13 protein-coding genes are annotated in these 13,660 nt (G+C 59.8%); 6 read left to right on the top strand and 7 right to left on the bottom strand.

The window, feature by feature from the left end:
* The 3 genes from E5K03_RS13670 to ptsP all read left to right on the top strand — a co-directional run.
* A partial coding sequence (locus E5K03_RS13670; RefSeq protein WP_138007366.1) for a methyl-accepting chemotaxis protein occupies window positions 1–2,463 on the top strand: 2,463 nt, incomplete at its 5' end.
* Between the two features lie 69 nt (window positions 2,464–2,532).
* The gene (locus tag E5K03_RS13665; protein WP_138007365.1) at window positions 2,533–2,802 is read left to right on the top strand and encodes an HPr family phosphocarrier protein; all 270 of its coding nucleotides are present in this window, start codon (window positions 2,533–2,535) and stop codon (window positions 2,800–2,802) included.
* A gap of 6 nt (window positions 2,803–2,808) precedes the next feature.
* On the top strand, window positions 2,809–4,602 hold the full coding sequence (ptsP, locus tag E5K03_RS13660) for a phosphoenolpyruvate--protein phosphotransferase (protein ID WP_138007364.1): 1,794 nt from the start codon (window positions 2,809–2,811) through the stop codon (window positions 4,600–4,602).
* A gap of 60 nt (window positions 4,603–4,662) precedes the next feature.
* Here the strand turns inward: ptsP and E5K03_RS13655 are convergent, their stop codons facing one another.
* On the bottom strand, window positions 4,663–5,331 hold the full coding sequence (locus E5K03_RS13655) for a DUF7509 family protein (protein WP_138007363.1): 669 nt from the start codon (window positions 5,329–5,331) through the stop codon (window positions 4,663–4,665).
* 111 nt (window positions 5,332–5,442) lie between these two features.
* On the opposite strand from E5K03_RS13655, the gene E5K03_RS13650 reads away from it, so the two are divergent.
* Window positions 5,443–5,835 carry a winged helix-turn-helix domain-containing protein gene (locus tag E5K03_RS13650; RefSeq protein ID WP_137198679.1) on the top strand — a complete coding sequence of 131 codons (393 nt, stop codon included), beginning with the start codon at window positions 5,443–5,445 and terminating at the stop codon, window positions 5,833–5,835.
* 16 nt (window positions 5,836–5,851) lie between these two features.
* Here E5K03_RS13650 and dhaM read toward each other — a convergent pair whose 3' ends face one another.
* From dhaM to dhaK, 3 genes are all read right to left on the bottom strand, one after another.
* Window positions 5,852–6,232: a dihydroxyacetone kinase phosphoryl donor subunit DhaM gene (gene dhaM / locus E5K03_RS13645; RefSeq protein ID WP_138007362.1), complete on the bottom strand. Its 381-nt coding sequence runs from the start codon at window positions 6,230–6,232 to the stop codon at window positions 5,852–5,854.
* A complete protein-coding gene (gene dhaL / locus E5K03_RS13640) occupies window positions 6,229–6,948 on the bottom strand; it encodes a dihydroxyacetone kinase subunit DhaL (RefSeq protein ID WP_138007361.1) in 720 nt (239 codons plus the stop codon). Before dhaL ends, dhaM begins: the two co-directional genes overlap by 4 nt.
* An 84-nt stretch (window positions 6,949–7,032) precedes the next feature.
* Window positions 7,033–8,028, bottom strand: a complete 996-nt coding sequence (gene dhaK, locus E5K03_RS13635; RefSeq protein WP_138007360.1) for a dihydroxyacetone kinase subunit DhaK — start codon at window positions 8,026–8,028, stop codon at window positions 7,033–7,035.
* Window positions 8,029–8,107: 79 nt separating this feature from the next.
* Here dhaK and E5K03_RS13630 point away from each other — a divergent pair, with 79 nt between their 5' ends.
* Window positions 8,108–8,782 carry a phosphoglycolate phosphatase gene (locus E5K03_RS13630; protein WP_138007359.1) on the top strand — a complete coding sequence of 225 codons (675 nt, stop codon included), beginning with the start codon at window positions 8,108–8,110 and terminating at the stop codon, window positions 8,780–8,782.
* Between the two features lie 179 nt (window positions 8,783–8,961).
* Here E5K03_RS13630 and E5K03_RS17295 read toward each other — a convergent pair whose 3' ends face one another.
* Window positions 8,962–9,129, bottom strand: a complete 168-nt coding sequence (locus tag E5K03_RS17295) for an HEWD family protein (RefSeq protein ID WP_171006697.1) — start codon at window positions 9,127–9,129, stop codon at window positions 8,962–8,964.
* A 233-nt stretch (window positions 9,130–9,362) separates the two neighbouring features.
* On the opposite strand from E5K03_RS17295, the gene E5K03_RS13625 reads away from it, so the two are divergent.
* Entirely contained in the window at window positions 9,363–9,518 is a 156-nt protein-coding gene (locus E5K03_RS13625; RefSeq protein ID WP_138007358.1) for a rubrerythrin-like domain-containing protein, read from the top strand.
* Window positions 9,519–9,524: 6 nt separating this feature from the next.
* On the opposite strand, the gene E5K03_RS13620 is transcribed toward E5K03_RS13625, so the two are convergent.
* Together E5K03_RS13620 and E5K03_RS13615 are read right to left on the bottom strand one after the other, a co-directional pair.
* Window positions 9,525–10,469 carry a DUF368 domain-containing protein gene (locus E5K03_RS13620; RefSeq protein WP_138007357.1) on the bottom strand — a complete coding sequence of 315 codons (945 nt, stop codon included), beginning with the start codon at window positions 10,467–10,469 and terminating at the stop codon, window positions 9,525–9,527.
* Window positions 10,470–10,472: 3 nt separating this feature from the next.
* The gene (locus tag E5K03_RS13615) at window positions 10,473–13,622 is read right to left on the bottom strand and encodes an oligosaccharyl transferase, archaeosortase A system-associated (RefSeq protein ID WP_138007356.1); all 3,150 of its coding nucleotides are present in this window, start codon (window positions 13,620–13,622) and stop codon (window positions 10,473–10,475) included.
* Between the last annotated feature and the right edge of the window lie 38 nt (window positions 13,623–13,660).

The following is a 13,660-nucleotide window of genomic DNA, read 5'->3' as shown; positions in this document are numbered from 1 at the left end:
CCGACTGAAGATTCTGACACAACCAAACCGACTGAAGATTCTGACACAACCAAACCGACTGAAGATTCTGACACAACCAAACCGACTGAAGATTCTAACACAACCAAACCGATCAGAGATGTTCACACATCCGAGACGATCGAAGAGCCAGCTGAGATCGACTCCAAAGCGCTCGAGACGCTGACCGAAAAGCTCCGTGCCGCCGCCGATGGTGATCTAACCGTTCGAGCAGATCTCGGTACTGCCGATGCGCAAGCGGTGGCTGCCGCTGAGGCGTTTAACGACCTCGTGAGTGCGTACGAATCGACCGTCAACGACGTCTCTGGCGTCGGAGCACAGGTGATTGGTGCAACAACGCAAGTCGATGATCGAATGGAGTCGATTACCGAGGCCAGCCGGGAGGCCGCACGATCGACCGAAGCCATCACCGGCGATGTGACCGAGCAACAGCAGATGATTTCAGCGCTCAGTGCTGAAATCAGAGGGCTTTCTGCAGCCACAGAGGAGATCGCATCCTCCGCCGAGGAGGTCGCAACAACCTCGGAGGCAGTCTTCGAAAAGGGCCAGCGTGGAGAGAAAGCCGCACGAGACGCCCGCGAGGAACTGGCGGCGATCACCACGCGGACAGAGACCGTGCTCGAATCGATCGAATCACTCAACGAGCGGGTCGACGCGATCGAAGAGAGCGCTGCATTTATTACCGAGGTCGCTGGCCAGACGAATATCCTCGCGTTGAACGCCTCGATCGAGGCTGCCCGCGCGGGTGAGGCTGGTGAGGGGTTTGCGGTCGTAGCCGAAGAGGTCAAATCACTAGCTGAAGATGCCGAGGAAGCAGCAACGGCAATCGAACAATCGGTTGACGCGGTCAAAACTGAGACCAGCCAGACGCTCAGTGAGATGCGAGAAACCGCAGTGCAGGTCGAATCGGGTGCAGAAACGGTCGAGCAAGCAGCCGAAACGTTCGACGAGATTGCCGCCGAGATCGAAGAAACAAACGGTGGCGTTCAAGAGATCAGCGAGGCAACTGACGACCAAGCGAACTCCCTCCAGGAGGCGGCGGGTATGGTCGAGAACGTCGACGACTTAGCGAGCGACACTGCAAGGAACGCTGAAGCAGTCTCCACAACGATGACGAACCACTCGACGTCGGTTTCGGAGGCGTCCACGAGCGTCACGACGCTCACCGAACGGATCGACACACTCGAACGGACAATAGCTGGATTTGAGACGACAGCCAACACCGCCGCAGAAGATGTCGACACTGTGGTCGAATTCTGGCACGCGATGGGTGGTGATAAAGGGGTCTTGGTTGAATCGCTCGCTGAGGAATTTACGGCGGACCACGAGGATGTTGCGATCGTGCCGCGGTCACAGGGCAGCTACCGTGACACTTTTGAGACGACGCTTGCCGCCGTCGAGCGCGGTGAAGGCCCGGTAATCGCCCAACTATACGAGATTGGTACCGCCCGCGCGGTCGACAGCGGGCTATTTACGCCAGTTGCGTCGCTGTTGCCATCTGGATCCACAGCGGCGTACCTCGATCCGATCGCCGATTACTATCGTGTCGACGGACAGCTCTGTTCGATGCCGTTCAACTCCTCGGTGCCAGTGTTGTGTTACAATCGCGACGCCTTCGAGACCGCAGGGCTCGATCCCAATAGGCCGCCAGCGACATACGATGCAGTTGTCGACGCGAGTGAGGCGATCGTCGACGCAGGTGTCTGCCCGACCGGCATCACGTTCGCGAACTACTCGTGGTTCGTCGAGCAGTGGCTCGCAGCTGCCGATCAGCCGATCGTTGACGCAGCCAACGGCCACGAAGGAACCCCGAGGACGGCGTACTTCGACAGCGATGCAGCACACAAACTGTACGAGTGGTGGACTGCAATGGACGACGCCGAGCTCTATGAGAATCCGGGGATCGAGGCCCGCGGAGAGGCGAAACGGCAATTCGTTGAAGGCGATGCCGCAATGCTGATCGGTTCGGCATCGTCGCTCGGATCGATCCGCAATCGGGTTCCATTCTCGTTGGGTGTTGCGGCACTGCCTGCGGCGGCCGGTCGTGCCGGCGTCGTCGTCGGTGGCGGCTCGCTGTGGGTTCCCAAGACTGCCTCGACCGCCGAACAGGCCGCCGCAGGTGAGTTCCTCGCGTGGCTAGCCGAACCCGCCCAGCAGGTCCGCTGGCACACCGAAACTGGCTATCTGCCGGTTCACGAGGATGCCGTTCGATCGCTCAGACGGGACGGCTGGTTTGAGGCGAACCCTGGCTACGAGGTCGCAATCGAACAGTTGCTCGCGAGCGATCGGACCGTTGCGACTCGCGGGGCACGCATCGGCCCCTTCGATACGGTCCGGACGATCGTCGCCAACGCGTATGCTGACGTCGAGTCGATGGGCGTCGAGGCAGGGCTCGATCGTCTCAACGCGCAAGTCGAACAGCAACTTGAATCCTACGCAGAGTGACCACGGCTGTTGTTCGTCGGCCGTACCGCTCTCGTATACATATAATTGTCTTCCCGTCATCCTTGGGGTATGGAACGAGTCGTAACCGTAGTTCCCGAAGACGGCCTGCACGCGCGGCCAGCCGCAACGTTCGTTGAGACTGCCGGCACGTACGACGCAACAGTAACGGTTGCACCTGCGGACGGCTCTCGGTCGGCCGTCGCAGCCGACAGCATGCTTGCAGTGACTGGGCTGGGCGTCAAAGGCGGTGAAGAGGTGGTGTTGACAGCCGAGGGGAGCGACGCCGAGGCCGCACTCGACGCGCTGGAAGCCATTCTCTCGACGACAGTCGAGGAGTGACCTCAAATGTCACGAACCCTTTCGGGTGTCGGGGCGACGCCACGGCGCGGGGTCGGAACTGTTGTCTGGGTCGATCGCGAGTCCGAAGACGCCGAGGATGCTGACGATGCTGACGACGCTGACGACACCGACAGATCGAACGATACAGCCTACCACGAGCGGACAGCCGAGTCGTCGGCGGTCGACCACCACGAGCGGGCGTCCGAGTCGCCGGCCGCGGAGGTCGATCGCTTCGAAGCGGCCACTGAGGCGGCGGTCGCGGAACTGGACGTGGAACGCGAGCGAACCGCCGAACGGGTCGGCGAGTCTGAAGCGGAGGTATTCGACGCGCACAAACAGTTCCTGTTGGATCCGACGATCGAATCCAGCGTCGAGGAAGCGATCGAAGCGGGCAAGAGCGCCGAGACAGCCGTGTGGGACGCGTTTGCGGGGCCGATCGAGCAGTTCGAGGGAATGGACGGAATGATGGCCGAGCGTGCAGACGACCTACGGGACGTTCGTGATCGATTACTCCGAATTCTTTCGGGTGCTGACCGGAGAGATCTCTCGGCGCTCGCCGATGGGACGGTGGTACTCGCCGATCGGCTCACCCCAAGCGACACTGCCCAACTCGATCCAGAGGCAATCGCCGGGGTGGTCACCGCAAAAGGCGGGCGGACATCCCACGCGGCGATCATCGCCCGATCGCTCGGTATCCCGGCGGTTGTCGGCGTCGGCGCGGGGCTGTTCGAGGTCGACGTCGGTGTAACCGTTGCGGTCGACGGCGAGTCAGGACGGATCGTGATCGACCCCGACGCAGAGACGATCGAGACCTACAGTGAGGATACGGCAGCCGCCGCGATCCACGATGCGGTCGAGACCGCTGACGGAACGTCGATCGAGGTGGCCGCAAACCTCGGATCGCCTACGGAGGCCGCCCCGGCGATCGACGCTGGTGCAGACGGCGTTGGACTGTTCCGAACGGAGTTTCTCTTTCTCGATCGCGGAGAGCCACCCACCGAAGACGAACAGTACGAGGCGTACCACGAGGTCTGTGCGGCGTTCGCCGATCGGTGTGCGGCGGCGGGTGGCCACGTCGTCGTCAGAACCGCAGACATCGGTGGCGACAAGCCGATCGACTACCTCGGACTCGATCCCATCGAAAACGGCTTCCTCGGCGCGCGTGGGATCAGACTGTCACTTGAAGAACACGCTGGGCTCTTCGAGACACAACTGCGCGCGCTGTGTCGAGTCGCCGGGTCAGCCGTCGGCGAGCACCTCGCGGTCATGTTCCCGCTCGTCTCGACAGTCGAGGAACTGGATGCGGCGATCGATCGGGTGCACGAGATCGTTGCGGAGCTGAACGCCGAGGGTGTCGATGCAGCCGTTCCCGAGTTGGGAGTGATGATCGAAACGCCCGCCTCGGTCATGCTCGCAGACGCGTTCGCCGATCGGGTCGACTTCCTCAGTATCGGGACGAACGACCTCACGCAGTACGTGCTGGCCGCGCAGCGCGACCTCGATCGGATGGACGACTATCATGACCCGCTCGCGCCCGCAGTGATTCGGGCGATCGATCAAACGGTACAGGCGTCTGGGGACGCGTGGGTCAGCATGTGCGGTGAGATGGCCGGCGATCCAGCACTCACGGCGCTGCTGGTGGGGCTTGGTATCGACGAACTGAGTATGAGTGCGGTGACGATTCCGGATGTCAAACGAGCCGTTCGAGACATCGATCGGACGGAAGCCGAAGCGCTCGCCGCTGATGTTGTCGCATGTGAGACGCGTGCAGACGTGCGATCGGCGATCGGTCTTGAGTGATAGTGATTAACGTAGCTAGCCAGGGATTGAGAAGGGCACAGTTGAGTTACTTTTGACCAGTCAGTTCAGAAGACTAAGCGAACCGTAGCGTTCCTCGTTTTGAATGTGGGTACAGAATTGGGCACAGAGTCGACAGCAGTCTTCGACATCTGTAAAATTCCGAACGCTCGCATCCCAGCGTGTGTTAACAGCACCGAGCATTGCACTTCGAACCGATGGTTCAGTCGCAACCATTACTCGTCGTGTGTCTTCAGGCGGAGTCGCGTCGGCCGCCGATCCATGCATTTCAGCTGTTGACAAGAGATCCTCGAGGACACTTCCGATTTCAATTCCGACACCGAGATTGTCGCCGACCTGTGGCGCAATAAAAATTGTTGCGTTACTCGCCTGTGCAAAGGCAATACTCTGGGTGGCTGCATCAATCTCTTCAAGCGGAATCCCAACGTCAATTGCCAGGAAGGCGTTGAATCCACGCTCACGGAGACAGTCTCGCGTCTCTTGGAGAAGGCGTAAGACTTCGTCCTCAGCGTACTCGCCGCTGGTTTCGTCCCACGTCGCAAACGATGGCGTATCGGTTTCGACGTTGACATCCGCTGGGAGCAATGTGTCGACGTCGAATGTTCGGTATGGTCCCATCAGGTAGACGAGAAACTGTTCCCGACGGACTGGCGCGAGAGCGGCTGAATTATCGGCTTGGTGAGGGAGGTTATCGATAATTCGTTGCCGCATTCGACGCAGTTGTTCGGAGCGACAGTATATAAATATCGGTGTTTTCAGGAATATTCTAGTTGAGAATGACTAAGTAGAGTGCACCCAAATAATGGAGCAGAGAGTTCCCAGATGTCCGAAGCCGATCGCCATCAACCAGATGACGTGCGCCAGCCGGAGCCGCCGCTGCCCGAAGAGAGCGGGCTAACGCTTGAAGAGTACCTCTCGATGCAACAGGCGATCGGTCACCCGACTCGATTTCGAATTCTGCGTACGCTTGTCGCCAACGATGAACTGAGCGCTGCTAAGCTCAAGGCCGCAGTGGATGTCGAATCTTCCAACTTCCACTATCATCTCGACGAACTGGTTAGTGTCGGACTCGTCGATAAGCGCCAGCGGCGGACCGCTGACAGCCAGGGTTTCTATACGTACTATCGACCGACAGGCATGGGTCGCGGTATCCTCGAACACGGCGTCGAGGAGCTCATGCGTCGGGAACGTGAGTTTGATAAGACGTACGCGTGAGGTATTTTCGAGACAATCAGTTCACTTTGTGATACTCGCGCGCATCTTCGGCCTTTTCGACGACGGAATCCATTGTCGCCGCGTCGTTGGTCGCTTCGACTGCGGCGTTGAGCGCGCCTTCCAGCACCGGAGCGTCCGCGATGACCGCTTGTGTGTCTCCCATTTCGATCGCCAACTCGGCGTTCATCACGGCGCTGCCGAGATCGACGAGTACGACGACCCCCTGGCCGTCATCGGCCGATTCGATCGCGTTTTTGATTGTCGTAGTATCAGTGCCGATCTCGCCGTCGTCGCCGCCGGCGGGTTCGATCGGGGCCTTCCCACCCATCTGGGCGGCGATCTCACAGATTCCCTCGGCAGCCTTCTGGCTATGTGAGACCACAACGAGTCCGATCATGCGTCGCCTCCGTCTATCTCGTCGGGGTCCGCTTCAGGCTCTGTCGGCGCAGCTGCATCGACGTCCGTCTCGCCCTCAAGGTACTGTTCGGCTGTGGCGAGGAGTTCCTCCATAATAAACAGCGTCGAGGTCGCGCCAGGATCCTGGTGGCCGACCGATCGCCACCCCAGAAACGACGCGCGGCCCTTTTCAGCGCGAAGCGGTACAGTGAACGCAACGCCGGCTTCTGCGGCTTCGACCGCCTTCGCGAACGCGGTCAGCGGCGGGAGGTCGTCGACCTCGATCGACTTCTTGTAGCTGTGGACCGCCGGCGTCAGCGCGTCGACCATCGTCTTCGCGCCTACACGCGCGTCGCCGCGATCGAGCACCTTCTGGAGGTACGCCTCCGCGAACGCGATCGACGTGTCAGCGGTGAGTCCGTCGTCCAGTTCCTGGCTCGCGCTCATGATCGAGCCGCCGTACAGCGGGCCTGAGGCGCCACCGACCTTCGAGATGAGCGTGACGCCGATCGTCTTGACGATCTCGCCGACGTCGTCATCGCTGTCTGCGACCTCGTCGGCGGCCGCACGGAACCCTCGCGAGAGGTTCGAGCCGTGGTCTGCGTCCCCGATCGCCGAATCGAGTTCGGTGAGATACGATCGTTCGTCTTCGAGGCGATCGGCCACACGGTCGATCGCGGTCAACACAGCCTCGCGCTGCGTGTCGGCGTCTGCCATATCTGTTGGCTCGGCTGTTGGGGGTAAATCGTTTGCGCCCGCATGGTGGGGTGCGAATGCGTCGAATCGATTGGGTGGTTCTCTCTAACCCTTGAGGGCTGGCGTATCGACTGGCGCAGAAAGCAGCGATTTGAGCTCCTCGTCGACCGCACAGACAGTGATCGAACAGCCCATCATATCGAGCGACGTCATGTAGTCGCCGACCCAGCTGTCCCAGGTCTCGAGGCCGTGATCGCCGATAATTTCCTGGAGTTTGCGGTTGACGACGAACAGCTCCATGAGCGGGGTGCCGCCCATCCCGTTGACGATCGTCATCACCTCTTGGCCCTCATCGAGAGCCAGATCCTCGAGAACGTTCTGGGTCAGCTCTTCGGTGATCTCGTCGGCGCTCATCACGTCGACCCGTTCGGTTCCCGGCTCGCCGTGGATTCCGATCCCGAGTTCGATTTCGTCTTCGCCGAGGTCGAAGGTTGGCTCTCCCTTATCTGGGGTGACACACGAGGTGAGCGCAGTTCCCATCGTCCCAACGTTGTCGATCACCTTCTCGGCGACGGCTTTGACCTCGCTGAGATCTCCGCCTGCGGCAGCCTTCGCACCAGCGGCCTTGTGGACGAGGATCGTTCCACAGACCCCACGTCGCCCGGAGGTGTACAGCGAATCCTCGACGGCCACGTCGTCGTTGACGACGACCTGTTCGACTTCGATCCCCTCCATGTCGGCCATCTCAGCGGCCGTCTCGAAGTTCATCACGTCGCCCTCGTAGTTTTTGACGATGTTGAGCACGCCTTCGCCGGCGTCACACGCCTGGATCATCTCGCTGAGTTGATCGGCAGTCGGCGACGTGAACACCTGCCCTGCGGCAGCGCCGTCTAACATCCCGTCGCCAATATAGCCGGCGTGGGTCGGCTCGTGGCCACTGCCGCCCCCAGAGACGAGGCCGACCTTCCCGTCGACTGGTCCGTCCGCCCGGACGAGTACATCGGTGCCGTCCAACCGCCGGAGGCGATCGGGATACGCTGCGAGCATCCCCTCGAGCATCTCGTCGACTACGTTTTCTGGATTGTTGATCAGTTTCTTCATGATCCATCGTGATATGGTCTCTCATCACAGATAGCTCTATTCCCAATGACGTTTGTATTTCCAGAGATGATGTACCGGTATGGCCCCACCGCTTGCGTTGGATATCGACGGGACGTTGACGACGAGCGAGCACACGATCGATCCGCGGGTGTTCGACGCTCTCTCTGGGTGGGACGGCCCAGTTGTGATGGCGACAGGGAAGTCGTTTCCGTACCCTGTCGCGCTGTGTCACTTTATTGGGATCGAAGAGCGTGTGATCGCCGAAAACGGCGGGGTCGTCTACGGCGAGGACACGCTTCGATTCACTGGCGATCCGGATCGGGCAGCCGCGGCGATCGAGGCATTCGTCGATCGTGGTGGTGCGGTTGGCTACGGAACGGTCGACACAACGAACCGCTGGCGAGAGACCGAACTCGCGGTTTCGATCGACGCCGACGAAGCCCTGCTGCGGGAGGTCGCCGCCGAGTTTGACCTCTCGGTCGTCGACACGGGCTACGCGTTTCACGTCAAAACGCCCGGCGTTGAGAAAGGGGTGGGATTGGAGACAATGGCCGAACTGCTAGGTGTTGATGTGGCGTCGTTCGTCGCGATCGGCGACAGCGAGAACGACGCCTCCATGTTCGAGGTCGCCGGCGAATCATACGCAGTCGCAAACGCAGACGATCGAGCGAAGGCCGCTGCGGATACCGTCCTTGGGGAGTCGTACTTCGATGGAACGCTTTCGGTGCTTCGATCGATCGACTCCTCGGTGTAGCGTGTCGGCGTCAGTTTCTGAACGTTCCCAGCAAACGGCCGCCGGCTTGATGGTCCCATCTCACAGGTGACCGTGGGGCCAAGAGATGACCGATGCGTCCCGAAGCAATCGTTACGGGAGCAAATAAATCTCGTTTGGTAAAAATCGAATACGTAGCGCTGCAGCGTTCGCTGATCGAGTTAGCTCTCGATCGGTGCGAATGAACCGTTAATGTCCCACTCGTGGATACAGTAGATTTCACCTGGTTCTTTGTTGACGATCCACGATTCGATCTCGTCGTCCCACCGCTCGGTTCTGCCGCACCGTTCACAGACACGATCGGTCGGCGTTCGCAAGGTGGCGGCCATACATGAAAACACGGCAGCGATCGAATTAAATATACCTGTCTTAGCTCACTGGCCGCATCGGGCCCGCAGTCGATCCAAGTCTCTCCCGTTTCTGCCCCCACAATACTTTCTAACATATGATTTCTATTTTCTCGTATTTTTTGATATACTGAATATTATTACCTTATACTCTCAGGTATATAGTTGGAATTAGGGCATAAAGATTCAATACGTGTCGAAATCTGCCGTGGTATATGGACACAAACTTTAGTGAGGTCGATCCGTACTCGCCAGCGGAAGGGTACTACGAATGTATTGAGTGTAGTCACCGCGAACACCGTGCAGATTCGCCTGGTCGGTGTCCGAACTGCAACGGACAGGTACGAAATATCGCAGTGCCGCGCGAGTGATCAGTTTTACACTTCGATTTCGGCGACCCGATCGAGTGCAAGCACCACAATTGCCCCCAGTATCCCAAAACCTGCAAACAGCCCAACAGCCGTGAGTGTCCACGCCTCTCCGGCCGCCAAGAGTCGACCGTCAACCTGTTCGATCGGCGCTCTCAACGCACCGACAATGAGGCTCACGAGAAATGCAATGGTCGCCTCACGGTAGTGTTCAAGCGCATATCGCACAGCATATGCGATCGTAAAGACACCAACAATTGCCCCGAGGATGAACGTAATGACTGGCGGCGTCGCCGCGAAGAGTGACTGTGGGTTACCCGTCCGAAGGGTTTCGATCGCACCGTCAACGAATGCCGACAGCGAGTTGGACATATATGCGTACTGACCAAGCAGTAGCAATAACAACGATCCGGAGATTCCCGGGAGGATCATCGCGCTCACGGCGATCGCTCCTGCCACAAACACAACTGTGGCCGAGGGATCAATCGCATTCGCTGTGACACCCGACGCCACAAATGCGAGGACGAATCCGGCGATTGCTGCGGCGATACGGCCGTGTGTGTTCAATTCGACATCCCCATACAGGACGATCGCACTTGCGGCGATCAATCCGAAAAAGAAGCCGAACGTGGCCACCGGCGCAACCTCAATCAACGTTGACACGAGGCTGAGTACGGCGACAATTGCGGTGGCAATCCCCGTACCCAACGCGAGTAAAAATGCGAGATCGAGTTCGACCGCAGCCGCTTTCGCGCTTTTTCGTCCCGACGGATGCACGCCCCCGAGCAGTCGAAGAATTCGGGAGGGAGAAATCGCAGTGATTGCGGTAATGAGTCGTTCGTAAATGCCGGTAATCAGGGCAATTGTCCCGCCCGACACGCCTGGGACAGCGTCGGCGGTGCCCATACAGAGCCCGCGGAGGTAGATTCCGAGGAGTTCGCGGGCGCTGGTCATCGATTAGGCGATCGCCCGTACCTCAGCGGGTGCAGTGAGCGACTTATGGGCGGACTGCAATGTACGGTCTGAATGTGACTCACGGTCCGAATCGGTGAGTTCGCTCTCACCGTCGATCGATTCGCTCGTAGACTCGTTGCCTTCGGTCTCCATTTCGGGCGTTTCCAGTTCGACAGTCACCGACGAGTCGTCCTCGCCGACGACCTGGGCTTCTTCAACAGCCGCATTGCCAACCAATTGACCGGCGAGGGGATTCTCAGAGGTGTTCGCGTCCTCGTCGACCGCCGTGAAAGTGTATTCGTCTTCAGCGGTGACACTTACGTTCGTGTACCCGTTCTCGGGACCGAACTCGTCGTAGCCGGTCGTCGAGTACGGCAGCGTCATCTCGAAGTTCCCGTCTTCGTCTGCTGTCGCGTGCTGCACGTACGGGAACGTCGAATTGGTGGTCTGATCGCGCATCTGTACCTGTGCGGTGACCTCGCTTCCTGCGGGGGCCCCACTACCCTCGACGGTCGCGCCGGGGACCCGCTCGAACGTCTTGACCCACTGTGGACTGGTTCGGGTGAGGTACTGCTCGGAGACGTTAGCCTGCTGCATTAGTTGGAGTTGCTGTTGGAAGTCTGAGTTGCTGAAACTTGCCGGGCTCTGGGCGGATTTGACGAGCCGGTAGTGCTCGAGGGCCGCAACGCGTTCCTGTGGATTCGGCCCAATTCCGCCCACCTGTGCGCCAGGATTTTCATCAGCGTACTCTTGCGCTGCTTCGACGCTATCGAACTCCTGGATTCCATCTTCGGCGTCGATCGCGTCGATCGTCACCTGGTCGCCCGCCTGTGTCTCGACGTTCTGCTGTTGGGTCTCGGTGACGATCGGCGAAGGATCGACTGCACTGCCGTGGAACTCGTAGAGTCGAACCATCTGGCTCTCGTAGTAGCGCTGCTCGCGTAACGAAATCGGCTGGCCGAACTGCTCGCCCTGCTGTGGATAGGCCGATTGGATGAAGTCGCCCTGAGAGATGTCCTCCTCATCGTACCAGACGACCGGAGCGCTGAATTTCGAAGCCGGCGAAACCATCTGCCAGTCAACCATGACGTAGCGCGTTTCGCCCGTCTCGCCCATCTTTTCCTCTAGTGCGGTTTCAGCGCGATCCTCACTCGGTGCAAGGAGGTAGTTCGCTGCCTCGGTCGCGCCCTGCTGGAACGGGTTCGCGTTCGGAATCCGCTCGCCCTGGGTGGTTATCCAGTGCCCATAGTCCCACCAGGATTGGACGCCGTACGCGCCTTCAGGGTAGTCGTGATCGCCTTCTGGGATGTCGTAGGTGCCGTAGTACTCCATTCGGTTGTCGTGACCTTCGAGTTCGCCGGGGGCGGGCGTCTCCTCTTCGAGGAAGTCCATGCTGTCGTCCCACGCGACGACCTCGCCGGGTTGGTTCGCCGACTCTGCGCCACGGTCCCACGCGGTCGTCGGGACCGCGAAGACGAGCGGCGCGGTGATGAGCAAGAATGCGGTGACGACTGCCATCACCTGCCAGCCTTCGATGCCGTCGATAACCTCTCGGGGTGAGCCGCGGAAATCGAGGTAGCCGAGGATCTCCGCGATGAAAATCGCGTTGAGAATGCCAACCACGATCGCCAGATAGTAGTTGAATCGCGTCTGGGTGAACGCCGAGGCGGTGATGAATCCTGCCCACGTGAGGAGATAGAATGTGGCGGCATCGTACTGGACGCGAAGGGCCGCGCCGATCAGTAGTGCGAGCGCGATCGCGAGTCCGAGCAACTGCCAGCTAATCCCGATCGCCTCGAAGGCGCCCGAGAACGTCGGGAATGCAGCGAGGACGAGGCCGATGAGGGCGACACCGCTCACGAGATAGATGGTGTCGCTGGTGTCGTCGCTCGCGTACAGTGGGCGGCCGATGAGGTATAGTGCGGCAGCGACGGCTGTGATGAATGCCAGACCGTATTCGTAAAAGATAATCTCGAAAGGGCTGGCTCTCGGGTTGCTCGTGAGGAACGCTTGCGCCTCGCCGATCGTCTGAGTTGTGTCAGAGGCGCTGAACGCGATGATGTTCAGGACGTTGCCCTCGATCGTCCGGTAGAGGCTCGGAATCGCGAACCGGACGACGATGATCGACGCGACGATCAGCCCGAAGACGGTGGCGACGTAGGCAGTCTCGGTCTGCTCTCTTTGTTCCCACTCGCGAGCAAGGAACGCGAGGAAGACACAGCCGGCGGCGACAGCGATCGGGAGCAGTACCTGCAGGAGAGAGTAGCTCGTCGCACCGCCGATCGAGAACTGGTTGAGCGGGACGAGCATCATAAGGCCGGTGACGGTCAGTGAGACGGCGCCGACGAACGCGATTGGCTCGGGGCTGTCGCTGTGGTAGACGTCGGTGGTGATCTTCAGCGCGAAGAAGATGCCAGTGAAGCCGACAAGGAGGATGCCCGGCGGCCACGCCCACATGTACAGTCCCGCTGCGACGCCCGCGAGGGCGCTATAGGCAACCGGGCGTTTGAGCGCCTCGACGTCGCGATCGATCACGAGCTCCCAAATGGGTTTTTCGCGCTCGGCAATCGAGAGGGCAACGATGAACGCGAGGACGGCGATCGTCTGGAAGAACACCTCGAACGCGTGGTGGTCGTAAAAGCCTGCGAGACTGTAGTTGAGGAACGTACCGGGCAGGAGGGCGATCACGCCCACGCCAATGAGGGCTGGGAACTTGCCGGTGAACCGGCGCGCGAGGACGTACGCGGGAATAAGTGCGAGTGTCGCCATCACGGGCGCGGCGATTACCATCACGATCGCCGCCTGTTGGCTCGTTGGATCTCCGAGTCCCAGGGCGAGGATTGCCCCGCCGACGATCTGGTCGACAAGCGTCCCAAACTGCTCAGGGTTGTGTCCAGAGGGATAGTTTGTCCACGGATCGAACGGCATCGTGAACGGGAAGTTCTCGACTACATAGGAGGTCTCTCGGTAGTGATACCACGGGTCGTTACCGCCGAACAGCGGTTCGCCGTTACTCAGGAAGTTCTCGTAACTCTGTAGCCGTACGGCCAACGAGAATGTCATAATTGCCACGAGGACAGGGATCTGATACCATCGTTCGATGATATCCAGGGCGGATCCCTCCAACCCGTCGCGATCGCTTCGCGTACTCATTGGGTTGAACGAATAGCAAATCGGAAATAAGCCTTGTT

Origin of the sequence: Halalkalirubrum salinum (genome assembly GCF_005543295.1) — an archaeon.
Taxonomy (GTDB): domain Archaea; phylum Halobacteriota; class Halobacteria; order Halobacteriales; family Haloferacaceae; genus Halalkalirubrum; species Halalkalirubrum salinum.
This window is presented reverse-complemented; position numbering and strand designations above follow the sequence as displayed.

What these genes read in the sequence shown, in the direction of transcription:
- dhaL (WP_138007361.1), bottom strand. Translation starts at nt 6,948, where the DNA reads ATGGCAGACGCCGACACGCAGCGCGAGGCTGTGTTGACCGCGATCGAC.
- E5K03_RS13615 (WP_138007356.1), bottom strand. Translation starts at nt 13,622, where the DNA reads ATGAGTACGCGAAGCGATCGCGACGGGTTGGAGGGATCCGCCCTGGAT.
- E5K03_RS13650 (WP_137198679.1), top strand. Translation starts at nt 5,443, where the DNA reads ATGTCCGAAGCCGATCGCCATCAACCAGATGACGTGCGCCAGCCGGAG.
- E5K03_RS13665 (WP_138007365.1), top strand. Translation starts at nt 2,533, where the DNA reads ATGGAACGAGTCGTAACCGTAGTTCCCGAAGACGGCCTGCACGCGCGG.
- E5K03_RS17295 (WP_171006697.1), bottom strand. Translation starts at nt 9,129, where the DNA reads ATGGCCGCCACCTTGCGAACGCCGACCGATCGTGTCTGTGAACGGTGC.
- dhaM (WP_138007362.1), bottom strand. Translation starts at nt 6,232, where the DNA reads ATGATCGGACTCGTTGTGGTCTCACATAGCCAGAAGGCTGCCGAGGGA.
- ptsP (WP_138007364.1), top strand. Translation starts at nt 2,809, where the DNA reads ATGTCACGAACCCTTTCGGGTGTCGGGGCGACGCCACGGCGCGGGGTC.
- E5K03_RS13620 (WP_138007357.1), bottom strand. Translation starts at nt 10,469, where the DNA reads ATGACCAGCGCCCGCGAACTCCTCGGAATCTACCTCCGCGGGCTCTGT.
- dhaK (WP_138007360.1), bottom strand. Translation starts at nt 8,028, where the DNA reads ATGAAGAAACTGATCAACAATCCAGAAAACGTAGTCGACGAGATGCTC.
- E5K03_RS13625 (WP_138007358.1), top strand. Translation starts at nt 9,363, where the DNA reads ATGGACACAAACTTTAGTGAGGTCGATCCGTACTCGCCAGCGGAAGGG.
- E5K03_RS13630 (WP_138007359.1), top strand. Translation starts at nt 8,108, where the DNA reads ATGGCCCCACCGCTTGCGTTGGATATCGACGGGACGTTGACGACGAGC.
- E5K03_RS13655 (WP_138007363.1), bottom strand. Translation starts at nt 5,331, where the DNA reads ATGCGGCAACGAATTATCGATAACCTCCCTCACCAAGCCGATAATTCA.